The following is a 17,098-nucleotide window of genomic DNA, read 5'->3' on the forward strand; positions in this document are numbered from 1 at the left end:
CTACCGGAGCTTCGTTCCCATCACGCCCCGCGACACGCCACTGTGGCCAGACCGCGACGCGGCACTCACACCAAACTCATGATCTTGAAACGGCCGTGCTCGGATGCCTTCCTCATTTCCCGCCGATCGAGGGCGACGCTGGGTGCGTCTGTCACGTTGCGTTCAGGTCTTTGGTCGGGTTCGCGTGCTTCGGATGCCGCCGTTCGTCAGCGCTTCCTCGGGTAGCTGTTGATCTCGGGTCGGCTCGGATAGCGTCGACGGGTGGCGGAACTCGGCTACACCGCGGCAGATCTCACGGTCCTGTCGATGGAAGATGGTGTGCGTAAGCGGCCTGGCATGTACTTCGGGGTGGGTCCGGGTGATCGGCGGCTGGCGACGAAGGTGGTGTGCGCGGTCGCCTGCCACGCGTTCCATCCGGCGGCGCGGGTGGCCGGCAGCCATGTGCCGCATGTCGTCGTCGATATCACCGCTGATCTCGTCTTCTCGGTCACCGACGACCAGGCGGAAACCCTGACGGGCCAGGACGTGCCGAGGCTCGGTTACGAGAACAGCCTGTTGACTGCCGATCGTTGGCTGAGCGCTGCCGCCGCGGCGGTGAGTTCGCAGACCCATGTCGAGGTCTGGCGAGATGGCCAAGGCTTCCGGCAGGCGCTTGCCGGTTTGCAGCCATCCGAACCTCCGGCGCGGTTCCTGGCTCCCGCGGGCGCCGGCACCCGGGTGGCGTACGTCTTGGATCCGGCCTTCTTCGGGCCGGCCGTCATCACCAACGACATCGCGGCGCTCGACGTGCACGGCCCGTACTGCGCTGATGCGGTCGGGCCCGGCGAGGTAGTGGTCCGAGACCATCGGAACGGCATTCGGTCAGCTGAACACCGGTACGTTTGATCCGAACGTCCGGGTCCGCCGCGAATGGTGCGCGAGCCTGACTACTTGCAGTCACTGTCCGTGTTGTCTTGGCGCTCGGTGGCGAACACGCGGACGCCGTCGCATTACAGGTGTCCGGTGTCGTTGAAGCTGAGTAAGGTCGGTGGCCGGTCGGAGTCCCATTGCACGGTGGTGATGGCGCAGTTGGCCTGGTTGAGGCCGATCCAACGCCAGTCGGGGGCGTCCAGGACGTGGCGCACGAACCAGCCGATCACGAAGTTGTGGGTGATCAGCAGTTCGTGTCGGTCTTCCTCGCCGATGACGCCGAAATGGTCGACCGCTGCTCGCAAGGCGATGGCGTCCTCATCGCGTTCGTCGTCGGGTACGCCGTCGAGCCAGTCGAGCCACCGGTCCGGATAGCTGTCCCGCTGTCCCGCGGAGGGCACCGGGGTGCGGTCCCTCACGAAATCGCACTCGTGGCGTGCGACGTCCGGGAGATGGCCGGCGACGATGTCGGCGGTCTGAGCCGCCCGGGTCAGCGGGCTGTGGTGGACCGCGGAGAAGGGCACCGTGCGAAGCCGCCGGCCAAGCCGGTCGGCCTGATCGCGGCCGAGCCGCGATAGACCTCCGTTCCGGCTGTGGCCGGTGGCCGGGTCCTGCTCGCCGTGGCGGACGAGATACAGCCGTGTGCGGACAGTCAAAGCTTGCCCTCCGATCGCTGATGGATGGCCAGCACGATAGATCACGACGCATGGATCACTCGCTCCGGCCAATGTGCACTCGACTCCTCAGCCCACCGAGTGCACCAAGAGCTGCCGTACATGCCGACGTACGGATGGGCCGACGCGCTCGCCACGTGGGCCGTGACCGGCCAAGCCCGACGCGGGAGGGTCGGCGTCAACGAAGGGCTCATTCCCGCCGCGAAGTGCGTGGACTCAACGAGATCGGGTCGCCGGCGATGGTCGACGGTCGGTTCGCATGGTGTTGCCTCCGGCCCACCTGGGTCGTTCTCGTGCGGCTGGCTCGCACGTGTGCCGGCTGCGGCACTTGATCGGCGTGGTACCAAGGCAGAGGCGGCTTCGGCCTTGGCGCGTTCGGACTCGAGTTCGTGCACGACCGAGGTGTAGGTGTTCGCCGCGACGGTGATACTCGAGAGACCGAGTACCTCCTGGATGTCCTTGAGGTCGGATCCGGACGCCTTGAGGAACGTCGCGGCGCAGTGCCGTAGGTCGTGCAGCCGGATCGGCGGCAGCCCGCATCTGCGACGAGTCGCTCGAAGCGATCGCTGACCTGTTCAGGATGCCATTGGCGACCGTCAGGTCGCACGAAGAACAACTCGGTCTTCGGCCAGGCAGCGTCGGCCCGCCGGTGTTCCCGCCGCTGCTGGTAGATGCGTAACGCCGTGGTCGTGGAGGCGTCGAGCGCGATGATGCGGTTACCGGCGTAACTCTTGACGACCTTGATCACAGGTTCATAGCCGACGGTCGTGAGCTGCTGAGCGATCGTGGCGGTCCTACCCGCCAGGTCGACGTCGTTTTCGCGCAGGCCGAGCGCCTCGCCGCGACGCAGGCCCCGGTGCAGGATGAGAACGACGATCGGGTAGACAAAGGCGTCATGGTCCTCGACATGATCGAGGAACGCGCCGGCTTGCTCGGGTGTCCACACCATGACGCTGCTGGGCCGTAGTCCCGTCTCCTTCCACTGCTGTACGGCGGCGGCGGTCCACACCCTCGCCCTCGGTGCTTGAACCGACGGCAACTCGACGTACGCGGCGGGGTTGAACTCGATGAGTCGATGGGTGCGTATCGCATCGTTGAGGGCCTTGCGCACGGTCGCACGGATACGTTGCATCGTTGCCGGGCCCGTCCTACGGACACCTTTGACCGACTCCCGGACCTGGACGTCATCGCTGCAGCGGGCGATGTCGATCTGGAGGTTGCGGTCGCTGATGCTGTCGAACATCGACTGGAGATGACCGACTCGGAGCCGATCGATCGGGATGTGACCAAGGTGCGGCACGAGATGAACACGGATATGGCTCTCGTAACTGACCAACGTGGTGGCTTGGATCTTGCGACGACTGGCATGCCACTGCCAGAGGTAGTCACCCACAGTCATCGCCGCAGATGCCACGAGCCCCGCGCGGACGCGGCGGGCTACAACATCCCGATCGGGAAACGACCGACCGCTCTTGGTGTCCCTGAGCATGCGCGCGATCTCGTTGCCGACTGCGTTGTCGTCACCAGCGAGTTCGAGCAGCGACTGTGCGCGGCTACGGTCAACGAGCGCCGCTTCACGGGTAGCGAAACCAAAACGTCGCAACTGCCACCGTTTACCCTCGGGCTGCACCGGCAGCTCAATCCGGTAGCCCCACGTGCCGTGGGCGGCGCTCCACGCACCACCGGCACGTCGCAGCCGCGGACATGCAGCGCCGATCTTGTTCCTGTTCTCATCACGACAAGAGCAACTCTTGAACGGCAATCCCCGTGACATGAGAAATTACTCCCGGGTAGGCGCCTAAGCCGCGCGATTGGGCTCCACCTAGAAGACCATCCAATCACCCTAAAAGGGTAGAAGGGCAGCAAGGACACGAGAAGGTACATCCGTACCTGCTGCTCAAACGAGTGACAACACCAGTCCGAGCGCCGCGCTGATAGTCATGGGCGAGTGAGCCAGGCTAAGGTGCCGGGCGCGCGGCGTCTCGTACGCTCGCGGGCGCGACGTCGGACCAACTCACGGCGACAAGTCATCCAGATCATCCCTGTCGAATTCGTCCATCGTTCGCTGTGACTCGAGTTCCGGCGCTGAGGCACTGCTTTGCGAGCGGGTAGTGTCACACGCGTGGCCGCTCCGATGCGTGTTGCCCTTGCGACTTTCGGCATCGATGAGTTCGCAGCGCTCCACAGCACTTGTGTTGGGGCGGGCCACCAGCCCGTCGCGTACGTCTATTGCCGCTCGATGAAGCCGAAAGGCCGGACGGACGCTCGCGCGGCGGCGGTCGCCGGTCGTGTGATGGAGGCGCTGCCGCCGGGCATGGATCTGCTGCTGCCCGGTACTGCTGAAGGGTTGGCCGACGGCTTGGTCGGATATCGGCTGGATCTGCTGGTGGTCTATGGCTTCAACTGGAAGCTGCCTGTGTCCGTGTTGCGTACACCTCGGTTGGGTGTGATCAATGTTCATTCGTCGCTGTTGCCCAGGTACCGGGGGCCGGCGCCGGTGTTGTGGGCGATCCGGAACGGTGACACGGAGATCGGGTTGACGGTCCATCGGATGGACGAGCAGTTCGACACCGGTCCGATCCTTGCTCAGCGGGGTGGGATCGCGCTGGAGGAGGACGTCACTCCGCAGCGGTTGTGGCAGCGAGTCAGGCCTGTCCTCAACAAGGTGCTCACGGCCGCGTTGGACCAGGTAGCGAAGGGTCTTACCGGGGTTCCGCAGGATGAGGCCGGCGCGTCCTACGCGGGGTTCGTGGAGCCCGAGTTCTCGGTGGTGGATTGGTCGCGGACCGCTGTGCAGGTGCACAACCAGGTGCGGATGTTCGGCTTCATGGGGCCGGATCATGCTCCTGTTGCCGAGGTCGGCGGTCGGTGGCTGAAGGTGCTGCGGACCCGGCTGGAATCGGCGGACGGCATCCGGGTGCAGTGTGCTGATGCGCCGATCTGGATCGTGGAGTCGGCACCCGCGCAGCCGCCCGCTATCAGTTGCTGAGTGCTCGGGTAATGCGCTCGCGTAGCGCGCTGGCCTCGGGGTCATCGAAGTCCGCGAGGAGGGGAAGTGCCTGCTCCCAAGAGGATCTGGCTTGCTCCCGGGAGCCATGCCGGTCGAGGGCCCTCGCGAGGTGGTGCAGGCACCGGGCCAGGCTCCACCGGTCGTCGAGTTCGCGGTAAGTGTCCGCGGCTACCCGGTAGAAGTCCGTCGCCTCGGCGACGCGGCCCATCTGCTCGTACGCCTGGCCCGCCCCCTCGATCGCGAAGGCCTCGCGGCTGCGGTCGCCGAGCCGGCGCTGGATCGTTGCCGCCCGCTGATAGGAGACCAGCGCGTCGGCGGGCTGGTCGGCGGCTCGCTGGACCTTTCCCAGTTCGACCAGCCAGTGCGCCTGCCATACCTGGTTTTCGTCATCCTCGGCGACGGTGAGGGCCTGATCCACGGCGACGCGCGCGCCGGCGATGTCACCGAGATCTCTTTGTGCCCAGCTGAGCAGGAACAACGCGTTACCTATGCCGAAGTGGTCACCGAGTTCGCGAAACACCGTCAGCGCCTCATCAAGGATCTCGGCGGCGGCCTGCGGCTGCTGTAGCTCGCAGAGCGTCTCGGCAAGGTTGCTCTGCATGAGCGCCATCCAGCGGCGTTCGCCGAGGTCGTGGAAGATCGCCCGACTCTGATCGAAGAACGACCGGGCGTCCGCGAGCCGGCGGAGGCGCAGACCGATCAGGCCCAGCGCGTTGATGGACTTGGCTTCCCCGAACCGGTCTCCAATTTCCCGGCGGATATCCAGCGCAGCGCGGTGGCTGGTTTCGGCTTCGTCGAGGCGGCGGGACTGGAAGTATGCCTTGCCGAGGCTTTCCCAGGCTTCGGCTTGGCCGGCACGGTCGCCGGCGCGGGCGGCCGAGTCGACACCGATACGGCTGGTGGTCAGCCAGTCGTCGAAGGCGTTCTGGTGGATGTAGATCGCGCGCAAAACCGCAGCGAGCTGCCAGGCGAGCGTGTGCTGGCCTGCCTCGGCGGCGGCCCGCGTCGCGCCGACGAGGTTGGTGGCCTCGGTCTGGTACCAGTGCAGCGCGGTCGCGTAGCTGTCGAAGGTCAGCGGGTGGACTTCCGCAGGTACGGGTTCGGTCAGGTGGTATCGGTCGAAGGGGGCGATGCGGGACTGGGCGCCGTCGGCGGTGTGCAGATACCAGCCGATCACTCGACGCAACGCCTCGGTTTGGGCGTGCGGGGTTTCGAGGAGGCGGACCTGATCCAGTGCGTAGGCGCGCAGCAGGTCGTGGAACTGATACCGGCCGGGCGCGGGCTGTTCGAGCAGGTGCGCGCCGATCAGCACGTCGAGTTGCTGGCGGACCGGTTTGGTGTCGATGCCGGCCAGGGCTGCCGCGGCGGGGAGGCCGAAGTCGTTGCCGGGGTGCAGGCCGAGGAGGCGAAACAGCTGCGCGGCGGGCTCCGGCAGGGCTCGATAGGACCAGGCGAACACCGTACGGACGGCGTCGGTGTCGTCGTCGCCTTCGGCGGTCAGCGCGTCCCAGAGTCCCGACTCGTCGCGCAGGTCGGCGATGAGCTCGTCGAGGCGCATCATGGGTCGGCTGGCGGCGCGTTCGGCGGCGATCCGCAACGCCAGCGGCAACCGGGCGCAGAGCCGCGCCAACTCCACCAGCTCGTGGCGTTGGTCGTCGGCTCGGTACCGTGCGGTCACGTTTCCCAGTAAAGCAACGGCGTCGTCCTCCGGCAGGATGTCCACCCCGACCCGGAGGGCGCCGTGCCGGGCGATCAGCCCGGAGAGTCGGCTGCGGCTGGTCACCAACGCCAGGGAGTTGGGCGTCCCGGGTAACAGTGGCCGGACCTGCTCGGCGGTCGCGGCGTTATCGAGGATCACCAGCATCCGGTGGTCGGCCAGCAGCGAGCGGTACAGCGACGCGCGGTCCTCCAGGTAGACCGGAATGGCCGTGGCCGGGACGCCGAGGTCGCGCAGGAAGCGGTCCAGCACCTGGTCGGGCACCGCTGGCGTTCCCGGGTCGTAGCCGCGCAGGTTGACATACAACTGGCCATCCGGGAACTGCTGGCGGACGCTGTGCGCCCAGTGCAGAGCCAGGGAGGTCTTTCCGACCCCAGCCGTGCCGGTGATCACCATGACCGCGGCAGCCAAGGGCTCCTCAGGGTCACCGGTCAGCGCGCCGGTGAGGTCAGCCAGCTCCGTGTGCCGGTTGACGAAACCCCGGACATCGCCCGGCAACTGCGACGGCCTCACCGCGAACGGGGCTTCGGCCCCCGGTCCTGGCCGATGGAAATGCACACCTCCGTGCACATCACGAGCCTGCACGACGTCGCCCGCGGCGCCGGACGCCGCCAGGCGATTGCCGTGCCACACCGTGCCGTCCTGGTCGGTGGGCTCGTCCGTGGACATCACTGCGTTCCGATCAAGGGGAACGACGGCTACGGCTGCCGCGGCGGCGGGAGGACCGCGACATGCTCGTTGAAGTACGGCTCCAGCGGCTGGCCGATCTCGTACAAGTCCTGGATGAACCTCTGGCAGCGCACCACGAGGTCACGATCGACGAATCGGCGCGCGGACTCCAGAACTCCGTCGTCGTCGTAGACGGCCTGGTACATCACCATGGTCCCGTGGGTGTAGATCTCCGGTAGCGGGGCGTCGCGTTCAAAGTCCGCGACCTGCTCACCGGTGACGATCCGAACCTTTCCGCCGTACTGATCGCGCATTCGCAAGACATGCAATTCCCACTGAAGGTAGGGAATGATGGGTTGCTCCACCACGCGGACCCGCCGATTGACGAAACCGCGCTCTTCAATCTTCCGATAGTAGTCGATCATGCCCGGTCGCTCGGCCTCGATAATGCGCATCGACTCCTGCCAGTCGCCTTTCGCGAAGGCTTCCCAGCTTGCGTTTCCGGGCTCCTTGAAGAACTGCTGACGTTCCAGTTTCCAGAAGCCAGGAGCCAAGGTCGACCAGAGCTTCTCATCGAAGTCGGCGTAGTAGGCGTCCAGCTCCAGCCGCTCGCCCCTCGCGCCGCCAAAAAGATCATGCATCCGGAATGTCCGCCTTGGCGGCGAGGATCGTCGCGCGGGGGATCACGACCAGACGCTCACCAGGATCGACGCTGACGCCCTCCGGCAGTCGCGCCGCATACGATGCAGTCAGGTCCGCCCCGATAACCACGACGTCGCCATTGTCGAGCTCCCAGATATCCGGGCAGCTGCCGTCGCCAGATGTCTGCCCGAGCTCGTGCGACGACTTTCCCAACCGTCGCAAGAATGACGCCGAGGAATCAGCTTTCCATTTTCCAGTCATGCTTCCCCTCACCGCCCAAGCAGCAGTATTACTCTCAGTAACCTTATCATGACCGATTAATGAGGGTCAAACGTGCTGACGGCGGCGCGATCCCTCGAATAAGACTCGCTTCGTCGACCAAATCGATCCGCACACAGAGTAACTATTGCGATCAACCGACCCCAGGTCCGAGACGTGGCGAGTTCGCCTGGCGTCGGGATGCTGACCCGAGCACCCGATCGGCCGGAGTATGCATCTACGCTTGCATATGTCCGGGCTGCCGGAGAGGCGGGAGTCACGATGGCCGGTGAGGATGTTCTCGCATCGATTGCGCTGATGGTGGCAACGAAGGCGACCGATGGCTTGTCCGAGGCCGGCCGGGCCGCGTTCACCGCGCTGGCACGGCTAGTGAAGCGCCGCTTCCAAGGGAGCGGGTCGGCGCAGGCGGCTCTCACTGAGGCCGAGGCCGATCCGGCAGATGGCACTCGCCTCGAGTCACTTCGCGAAGAGCTTGCGCAGGCGGCAGCCGAGGACCCGGCGTTTGATCATGAACTCCGGCGACTCTGGCAAGACCTCGTTCTTCACCTGGAGGCAGGCCCGGGGGGTGTCGTGAACAACCTCTCCGGCCCGGTCGGGGGCAATGTGGTTCAGGCCCGCGACATCCAAGGTGGCATCTCGTTCGGAGGCGCTAGCCCACACGACCCCGGGCCAAGGCCCTGACCGCCCAGCGAACCTCAGGCTAACCTCAACCACCCTGAAAGCAATAAATCGGGCGTTTCTGACCGGCAGCGTCGCCGTGGGCCTTGCGGACGGCTTTCCACCAGACGTCGTGGACCAGGGGAGAACTTCCCGGCGGCTCGGCCCTGCTCAAGCGCGGTCGAGCCGGGCAGCGCACCGGGCTTGCCGACCAGCGCTTCCAGGTGGTCCAGATCGAGGCCGGACGCCGCCCTTGGTCATCATCGGCCGTGCCGGGCGACCTCGACCCGGCCTTCATGGATGACCAGGTGAGAGACGTGCAGATGGACCCGGACCTACCGACCAACCAGTCGCACCGGAACCGAGTCGCGGTTCATCCGGACCGGGACCTGGCTGCAGCGATCAACTGCGGTTCAGCCAGGTGCCGGTCTCGAGCGGCTCCTCCTCCGACAGCGGCGCCTGCGCGACCGCGAACAGTTCCCCGATGGTGGGCCCGGGTGAGCATCGGTTTCCTAATGTGGACGCGTTCTCCAATCCACGCGAACTACCTACGGAAACACCCATCACGAGCGCTGCGGTTGCCGCGGATTCGCTCGATGTGTGCTCCATGGGTCGAGCGACCGATGGCCAGCGTGGAGTCGACTTTAGACCTTCTGACCCGTAGGCAATCAAGGGCCGCCGAGCACTTTGATTGCCGCAGTCCTTGGGTCGCCATAGAAGATGGGATCGACGTGCTCCATGATGTCGGCGCTGACATCGAGGAAGTTGCGCTTGTTCTCGATCGGGATAAGCGCACGCTTCGCGCCGTTATCCATCGCGACCTGCAGCGGCTCGACCAACGAGCGCAGGGGCTTAATGTTACCCTGCACGCTCATGTCACCCAAGATAAGCAGCGCGGGGCTGATCGGTCCTCGTCGTATGGCAGAGTAGGCCGCAATAAAGAAGGCGACCCCTAGCTCGGCGGCGACTTTATTGTTGAGTAGGTCGATGACCTCGACGTGGATGTCAGATGTGTCGAAGTCCCGTGCGATCCCGATCTCGCTCTTGTGGGTCTGCAAGTAGCTGAAGGCCCGCTGAACGGCCTCCTTCATGGGGCCCGTGACACCTCCGGCGAGCTTGAGCTTCCCAGCGCCGGCGGAAATCGAGACCTCGACGCGGTAAAGCCCAACAGTCCCATCCGAGGTCACCCCGGCACTGTATGCCGTACCCGGCGAGAGCGGGTCGGCAGAAATGAGGTCGCGGCCACCCTGCTCCGGTACACCAACGAAGTGCTCTTCGCCGGTCTCGTTGTCCGTGTAGCTGAATGACGTCTGGTAGTACTCAAACGAACCCATCTTCTTGAGTTGTTCTTTGACTCGCCGCCGCCCTTCGAGGGCGAGTTCGACGATCTCGGCGAGATCGTCCCGGGGGACTTCCCCATGCGGGTAGAGGATCTTCACCATGCCGGAGACTGTCTTGCGTACGGCTTTACGGTCGCGGGCGTTGAGGTGTGTGCCGACCGAGAAGTACCGGTCGACGATCTCGGTGTAGTTGTGCTTACGCAGGTCGCGCAGAGCCTCAGCCAGGTAGTCGACTACGAAGCCGTAGCCGTCGGTGAAGAGCTCATTGCGCATCTTCGGGATTTCCCAGCCTGGCAGGTAGAAATGCAACCGGTCGATGAAGGCCATGTCGTCGCGGATGATGTCAGGCATGGGCGCGAAGAGGTGACCGGTCTGCACCATGACGTCGACGGGCTGATTGGTGTTGCCGAACATGGCGATGCTGGCATCGCCGGAGACGGCCTCTTGGCCCCGCTGGTACGTGCCGGACTCGCAGTAGGTCTTCATTGTGGTGACGACCTCTTTGGGCATCTTCTGCAGGTCCGCGACCTCGTCGAAGCCAACGACGTCCCAGATCTGGACCATGCCCTTCTGCCGACCAGTCATGTGGCCGAATAGGTTCGCCACGGTGGTGCCCCCCGTAAGCAGAGCCGAGTACGGCGAAATCTCTTGCACCACGTAGGACTTGCCGGTGCCGCGCGGGCCGAGTTCGACGAGGTTGTAGTTGCGTTCGGCGAGCGGGATGAGCCGGACCAGGAAGAGCATCTTCAACCGGCGGGACATCGCATCGGGCTCGTAGCCCATGCTGCGGATCATGAGGTCGAGCCACTCATCGGTGGTGAACTGGGCCCGGGCCTCCCGGTACTCGGCGAGGTCGAAGGTGGCGATCTGAATCGGGGTAAGTCTCTCGATCCAGAAGGGGTTTTTTCCCCTCGACTCCTCGTCGTACTCGAAGCGCATGTCGACTTGGGCCCAGACACCTCCCATAACCAGGCGCTCGTACTCCCGGACGTAGTGCTCCGGGACGTGGACGTTCTTGTGGCCGAAGTTGGTGACCTCGGCCCAATAGTCTGAGTCAACGAGGCGAACCTTGACCTTGTCGATGAACGTATGGCGGCCTCGGTCCTTGACCGTCGCCTGCGCCTTCATCGACTCATCAGCTCGGATGTAGTTGCTGGCGAGCGTTTCCTCGACAACCTGCAGACCCATCCGGATGGCCATCTCATCTGTTGAGGAGCAGTACTTCCCGAGCAGGTACTCGAGGACGAAGACCGGCACGTTGGCGCCGACCTTGACCTTGCGGACGAGGTCCTTGCGCACAACCTTGCCGGCGAAGTACCGGTTGACCTTCTGCCCAAGCACCTCGCGCGTAAGGGTCTGCGGGTTGCCCATCGTTCTCCAAGCTTTACCAGTTCGCGTTAGATCAGCAGGCTCACCGGGATGTCTGCCGGTGACCGGTATAGCTCGGCGTCGGTGGCCGGGTCCAGCACCACGAGGCGTAGCGCCGTGACATCAGCGCTGAGCATGAACCACACGCTAACCGGGCGTTCGGGTTTCACACGTACGTTACCGGTGGCTTCGTCGAGGTCGCCGCCATCGGCCATCTTGACGGCACCGACTTGCTGGCCGCTGGCCAGCAGCACTGGTCGCACGAGCCGCGTCTCCGCGAGCAGGTCGAGCTGTCCGCCGCCAAGCGAGACCGATACCGAGAAGATGCGGCTGGTGATTGTCGCCGGGACGCCGTCGACCGTCATTGCGGCCTGCGCTTGCGGTGCCGATGCGGTCGTGGCGGTACGGACGGTTAGTACTGGGATGACCAGCTCCTGCAGTGTTGGACCGCCGTGGTGGAATGCCAGGTCTCCGCCTGCCCGAAACACGCTCACGCCTGGGGGAAAGATGAGGTCGAGATCGCTGGTGTAGCCGAGATCTGAGCCGCTCACGCGCACGCTGCCTGGCGGGTTGGTTCCGCCTCGACCGATCCAGCAGCGCCGATGCAGGTCGACCTCCTGGCCGCCGGGCTTGTCCGCCCGCATTGACTCGTCCCGGTCGGATGCGGAGTACAGGTGCCCGTGGTCCGCACTGATTACGGCTTGGGCGATGCCGGCGTTTGCCAGTCGCCGGACGGCCAGGGCAATGTTGCCGATCACTGTGTCCATGATCCTGCGTGCTGTGAAGGAGAAACCAGCTTCGCCGGCATGGTCGATCTCTTGCGATCGAACGATGACCACTTGCGCCGCCTTCACCGTCTGCTGCAGCTTCGACGGCGCCATGGCGAGCAGCTCATCCATGCTGAGGTCGACGAGCCCGGCAATCCGTGATGCGGCGAACTTCTGGCGGGCGGGTAGATCCGGTAGGAATACGTCGCCGATTTGTGCGCCCAGTCGACCGTTGCGCTCGACCACCGAGAAGCTCGTTTCGGCTCCCGGATGCAGGGCCGCCATTCCCACGGGCGTGATACTGGGAAGTGCGGCGATTGCGGCCCGCAGGGATACTTCGGACGTATTCGGAAGCCGCTCCTTGAGTTCGGCGCCCATCTCGAAGCGCATCGCATCGACGAAGATGTAGGCGACGGGACGAGGCTGCCGGGCCAAAATCTCGCTGAACACCTTGGTCTGATGCAGCGTCCCGCTCACCGTCCACCCCGATGCGACGAGCGCGCGAACGAAACCCTCCGCCATCGCCCGGCAGGTCTCGTCGTACGCCTGCCTAACGATGCCGACCGGTCGCTCCGGCACCTCGTCAAGCTCCGTCAGCCACGCCTCCATCCGGCGTTGAGCTTGGTCAAGGCGGTACCAGCCATCATCGGCGATATAGCGGTCGACCCAAACCCTGGCGTCCCCGCTGCTTAAAGGGAGCTCGGCCCGGACACGCGCCGCTTGAAGCCCGAGGTCTGCCATGTACACGACCGCCCGCCACTGCGCCTTGCGCTCCCCGTCGCGATCGAGCCAGAAGCTGTTCTCCCTCGGCTCAGCGGTCGCGAGCGCATCCTCGAGGCTGCCCGCACAAACAAGATCGTGACAGTGGCGCAGAAGCACCTGCTCCTCAAAACGGAAGGTGTCGATAGAGCCAAGCGCCTCTGGCGGAAGCGGGGCATTGCGCAGACCCAACTCGTCCTCAACCCGGTCGGCAAGCGACGGGTACGCCTCGCGGTGCTTCATTCGGAGCCGTTGCGCGATCCGGCGTACGGCGTCGACCTCGCGCTGCGTCGCCGGCACCGGTACACCATCGAGAGTCGCAGGCGGGGGACAGGAGAGATCACGACGGAACTCGCTGCCAAGGACGTAGCGAAGGGTGTGCGCGCGCAGACGTGCGAGCTCCGCATCCTCAGGAAGGCCCAGACCAAGAGATGACCCTATGAGCGCGACCAGCTCACCGACCGCGGCCTTGTCGGCAATCTCCTCGTCATAGGTCTCCGAGGCCAGCCACTCGGCAATCAGATTATCGTCATCCCGTATTTGAACGATGGTGCGCAGTAGTGAAGGCCCGGACGAACCCTGGTCCGCCGCGATGCTGGAAAGATCAGCGTAGGTCAGCTTCCGGTCCTCTGCCAGCAAGCTATCAACAGTCCCGACTGTCTGCGTCTTCAGCAGCAGATTCCGCGCGAGGTGCCTCAGCGCAGGAGTCCAGGAGATGCCGCCCTTCTCCAGCTCCATCAGCACGGATGTAGGTTCCTTAGTTACCCCGGGCAGGTAAATCACGACGGGCTCAGGCGTGTCACCTCTGACTAGCGGCTCCACCGCGAAGCGCACCTCAAACATCGAGCTGGCTGATTCAATGAGCTGAATGTCCGCGCCATTCAGCTTGACTGTGACCGCTCGCTCGTCAACGCGCTCACCGCCGCGGAGCTCGTTGACGAACCCGATGAACTCGCGGCGGTGGTCGTACCAGACCACCACCCGGCGCGCGCGTACCTGGCTACTCAGTTGCCCAGCGAGATACTCGTAAAGCGGGTGCATCAGCGACCTCCGCGGGTTCTTCCTGTGGCACGCCGGCCGACCGTTCCTCGACTAACGCCCGCAGGGGCATTAAGCAAATCATGCAAGGCCGCCCTGACAGCGTTCGATGTCCGTTCACGGACGAGATCATCGACGTCATGGATGGGTTCCTTGCGCTGGCTCCATTTGCCGTCGCGATCCTGTTCCCAGAAGACATTCTCGAGGCCATGAGCTACGGCGACACTACGGTCTACCACGCACTTGGGAACGACCCGATCAGGCCAGAAGCGCATCGCGAGGTGTGCCCAGTCGTATTTGCCGTCGCACAGCGCGTCCCAGGTCGCTTTGAGTTCCCTCTGCCATTGCTTGTGGTGCGGCACGAGCCGCCAGAGCAGCGCGAAATTGATGATGACGCCGTCGTCGAGGCTTGGGCTCCACAGCGGAGCGACTCGTCGCACCTCGGCGAGCAGAGCGCGTAGCTCATCGACGAAGGCCTCCCTTTCGGCGATCGCACGTCGCTGAGCAGCGGATGCGCCTTCGCCGGCCTCCGCACGCAGCCGTCCGAGACGCTGCTCCTCTAGCCGGAGCTTCGGCACTATGTAATCGTCCTGTATCCGGAACATCGTGTCTGAGGAGAAGGCATGGATGTACACCCAAACCGAGTAGCTCGCGGAGCGGGTGGCCAGTTGCCAGTAGATCGGAGCCTTCCGTCTGCTCCGCGAGTACGCCCGAATGTGGAGGGTAAAGAAGTCCCGCGCCAGCCAGCGCCGCAACTGAGAAGTCTCGGGAGCCGTCACACCAACGCCGTCGGCAGCTCCCGCAACGAGCGCGGCGACGTCGTGTTGGTGTCCTTCATCGTCGACTAAGATGTCCGGTGACCGAACCAGTTGCGGATCGCCGTCACGCCACATGCCCGGCGACGCGGTCAGCAACGGATCGAACGGTTCCGGCTCAGGGGGCAGGATCCGCTCCCCGGTCGCCAATCTGGCGTCGAACCGCCCGAATACGACACCCACGAGCCAGGACAGCAGTGCCGATGTGGAGTTCTGCGCATTGTCGCGCCTATCGTCGTCTCCGTCCTCTTCGACTGCGTCAGCGGAGCCACCATTCGTCATGGCTCCAACGCCGAATGCAGCTATCTCGCCTTGCTCCGCAGGACCAAACCCGTAGAGGGCAAGGACTTGGTGGTCGATTTCGGCCTGAATGCTCAAGAGTTCGCTCTGGATCCGTTCCCTGTCGAATGGCAGCGACCGACTGATCAGCGTGGCGGGCAAGACGAACGCGCGCGAGGTCTCGTTTACGGTGTCGAGCGCCCTTGCCAATGACCATGCACGTCGCGCGAGTGTGGACAACCTTGTTGCCGTCCCCTGCGGCGCCACTGGTACCGGCGTTTGTTGAATAAGACCGACTTCGTACGACTGGGCGAGTTCGGTCCTCGCCGTCTGAACCGAGACAAGATAGCGAAAGGCGGATGAGTTGACAATAGCGAGAAGAACGAATAGATCCTCAGGGCTGTCGCCCTCCAGGCACATCGCGGATCCCTTAGCACCGAATATGCCACCGCGCGGGAGTACACGAAAACTGAGTCCGTTCGTCCTCAAGGGCCACGTCAGTGCAGGCCGAAAGAACAGATCTGCACTCGCAGGTCGTTCGAGCGGTCGGCTCGGCGTACCGATGAACCCAGGATACGTTCCACGCGACTGGTCCCAGCAGATCACGGTATCCGGGTCATAGTAGTAGGGAGAATATGAGCCGCCTTTGTACCAGGGGAACCACATAAGGCCGGATCCATCCGAACCAATCTCCCAATGCAGGCGCGCGAATCGAAAGTTGTCGTCAACCGAATTTGTCCTTTGCGCGACCCGCCCACCGGAAGCCAAGCGAGGGTGCTTCGAAAAGGACTTCCGTATGCCATCGCTGACCCAATATGCAAAAGGACTTCCAGGCATGCTATAAAATTCATCTGAGTCCAGGATGAAAGTGCGGCGGCTCGCACCATCCGTATCGCGATCAGGCTCACGGCGCCGCCCAATCGCTTCAGCCAGGATTCGCGCTTTTTCCGGTACTGGCGCATCGAGGAGTCTCACGAAGATGGTCATCAGCGCGCCTCCAGGCAGTAGGCAGCGGTTTCGACCATCGCACCATCCAGAACGCCGCGGCCCAGGTCCGCGAAAACCACCGGAGGTGACTTTCGTAGGAGGATCTCCTCCCGCCACACCCGGAAACTTGAGAGGAAGAATGCGGTCCGGGAGGTAATGGCACCGAGCCTCCCGCGAGGCGCCAGCAACTCGATGGCGCGCTCAACGAAGGCCGCATAGATGTCATTCTTTGCGCGGGGATAAGCCTTCTCGAATTCTGGCCTCGCGCGTTTGGTGCAGGCGCCGAATGGCGGGTTCATGAGGATGGTGTCGTACTTTGCCGTCGCGATGGCGATTAGGCCAAGACCCTGAGCTGAATCGTCGGCGAAGAGTCGCCGACGTGTGTTGATGCGTGTCATGTCGGCGTCGGCGTAGCGATGAAGTGCCTCCTGGAGTCGATCTTGCGAGGAGACGAAGAGGTCACCTGCATACCCGTCCTTAAGTGGCGTCGCCCGGAGGGACTCGACGCGCGAGAGTAGACCGAGTTCGCCCGCGAGGCTCATAGCGTTTACGAGTTCGCGAAATGCGTTGCGCAGGTCATCGTTCGTTAGGGTCTTCTCAAATTCGTTGGCGAGGGCATGGTCAACAATAAGTGGTTCAGCGACAACCACATTTGAGCGGCGGATTTCGGGACGAGCCCCGCGCGGTAAGCCGGCATCTTGATAGGCCCGCTGAGCTCGCATCCAGAGCGCAAGTTGGGCGATTTGTGCGCAGCGAGGATCGATGTCCACGCCATGCAGGTTGTGCGCTAAGATCAATGCGGGTATCGCGGCGCGTAGCGAATCCGGATCGGGGTAGTCCTGTGCGATGTTGCGGCCCGTTGCCTGGCATCGTGGGCTGTCGGGGTCGGCGTAGGCCTCCTCGTAAACTGCAGCTAGCAGATCGAATGAGTAGAGGAGGAAGTGGCCGCTGCCGCACGCCGGGTCAAGGATTCGGATGTCGCGCGGGTCCTTCTTCGGCCGGTGGGGAAGCTGTTCGTCGGAGCGGTGGACCAGGTACTCGCAGCGATCCTTGAGTGCAGTGTCACCGCCTCGCATTTCGTACCAGATGCGCCCCAGGGTGTTATCCGTTAGGAACTGGACCACGTAGCGAGGAGTGAAGAACTGGTTGCGTATGGCCAATTCGCGGCTGTTGCGTGGCGCCTGGCTC

At 64.2% G+C, this 17,098-nt stretch carries 12 protein-coding genes and 1 pseudogene; 3 read left to right on the plus strand and 10 right to left on the minus strand.

The genetic code is table 11. The features are described 5' to 3' along the window. Positions 1-261 precede the first annotated feature (261 nt). Entirely contained in the window at positions 262-885 is a 624-nt protein-coding gene (locus IH26_RS0139135; protein WP_030441349.1) for a DNA topoisomerase IV subunit B family protein, read from the plus strand. A gap of 104 nt (positions 886-989) precedes the next feature. On the opposite strand, the gene IH26_RS0139140 is transcribed toward IH26_RS0139135, so the two are convergent. The 3 genes and pseudogenes from IH26_RS0139140 to IH26_RS64755 form a co-directional block, all read right to left on the minus strand. Then, positions 990-1,610 carry a histidine phosphatase family protein gene (locus IH26_RS0139140; RefSeq protein WP_245665887.1) on the minus strand — a complete coding sequence of 207 codons (621 nt, stop codon included), beginning with the start codon at positions 1,608-1,610 and terminating at the stop codon, positions 990-992. Further along, entirely contained in the window at positions 1,607-2,116 is a 510-nt protein-coding gene (locus tag IH26_RS63445) for a tyrosine-type recombinase/integrase (protein ID WP_342668339.1), read from the minus strand. The genes IH26_RS0139140 and IH26_RS63445 overlap by 4 nt, the downstream gene beginning before the upstream one ends. A gap of 770 nt (positions 2,117-2,886) precedes the next feature. Then, positions 2,887-3,357, minus strand: a pseudogene (locus tag IH26_RS64755) (site-specific integrase); the annotation flags it as partial. Between the two features lie 348 nt (positions 3,358-3,705). Between IH26_RS64755 and IH26_RS0139150 the strand changes: the two are divergent. Next, positions 3,706-4,572: a methionyl-tRNA formyltransferase gene (locus IH26_RS0139150; protein WP_211268831.1), complete on the plus strand. Its 867-nt coding sequence runs from the start codon at positions 3,706-3,708 to the stop codon at positions 4,570-4,572. Here the strand turns inward: IH26_RS0139150 and IH26_RS0139155 are convergent. From IH26_RS0139155 to IH26_RS0139165, 3 genes are all read right to left on the minus strand, one after another. Next, positions 4,562-6,943, minus strand: a complete 2,382-nt coding sequence (locus IH26_RS0139155) for an ATP-binding protein (protein WP_211268832.1) — start codon at positions 6,941-6,943, stop codon at positions 4,562-4,564. The genes IH26_RS0139150 and IH26_RS0139155 overlap by 11 nt on opposite strands. Positions 6,944-7,008: 65 nt before the next feature. Next, positions 7,009-7,620 carry a DUF6879 family protein gene (locus IH26_RS0139160; RefSeq protein ID WP_030441353.1) on the minus strand — a complete coding sequence of 204 codons (612 nt, stop codon included), beginning with the start codon at positions 7,618-7,620 and terminating at the stop codon, positions 7,009-7,011. Beyond that, a complete protein-coding gene (locus IH26_RS0139165; RefSeq protein WP_030441354.1) occupies positions 7,613-7,882 on the minus strand; it encodes a hypothetical protein in 270 nt (89 codons plus the stop codon). The genes IH26_RS0139160 and IH26_RS0139165 overlap by 8 nt, the downstream gene beginning before the upstream one ends. A gap of 279 nt (positions 7,883-8,161) precedes the next feature. Here IH26_RS0139165 and IH26_RS60355 point away from each other — a divergent pair, with 279 nt between their 5' ends. Next, positions 8,162-8,581: a hypothetical protein gene (locus IH26_RS60355; RefSeq protein ID WP_157437597.1), complete on the plus strand. Its 420-nt coding sequence runs from the start codon at positions 8,162-8,164 to the stop codon at positions 8,579-8,581. Positions 8,582-9,225: 644 nt separating this feature from the next. On the opposite strand, the gene brxL is transcribed toward IH26_RS60355, so the two are convergent. The 4 genes from brxL to IH26_RS60365 are packed head-to-tail and all read right to left on the minus strand — an operon-like array spanning position 9,226 to position 17,070. Then, entirely contained in the window at positions 9,226-11,268 is a 2,043-nt protein-coding gene (gene brxL / locus IH26_RS0139175; RefSeq protein WP_030441355.1) for a protease Lon-related BREX system protein BrxL, read from the minus strand. A 26-nt stretch (positions 11,269-11,294) separates the two neighbouring features. After that, positions 11,295-13,832, minus strand: coding sequence for a PglZ domain-containing protein (locus tag IH26_RS0139180; protein WP_030441356.1), 2,538 nt, complete (start codon positions 13,830-13,832; stop codon positions 11,295-11,297). Then, the gene (locus IH26_RS60360) at positions 13,832-15,910 is read right to left on the minus strand and encodes a BREX-1 system adenine-specific DNA-methyltransferase PglX (RefSeq protein ID WP_157437598.1); all 2,079 of its coding nucleotides are present in this window, start codon (positions 15,908-15,910) and stop codon (positions 13,832-13,834) included. The genes IH26_RS0139180 and IH26_RS60360 overlap by 1 nt, the downstream gene beginning before the upstream one ends. Further along, positions 15,910-17,070, minus strand: coding sequence for an Eco57I restriction-modification methylase domain-containing protein (locus IH26_RS60365; protein WP_157437599.1), 1,161 nt, complete (start codon positions 17,068-17,070; stop codon positions 15,910-15,912). The genes IH26_RS60360 and IH26_RS60365 overlap by 1 nt, the downstream gene beginning before the upstream one ends. Between the last annotated feature and the right edge of the window lie 28 nt (positions 17,071-17,098).

Source organism: Actinoplanes subtropicus (assembly GCF_000721705.1).
Lineage (GTDB): Bacteria > Actinomycetota > Actinomycetes > Mycobacteriales > Micromonosporaceae > Actinoplanes > Actinoplanes subtropicus.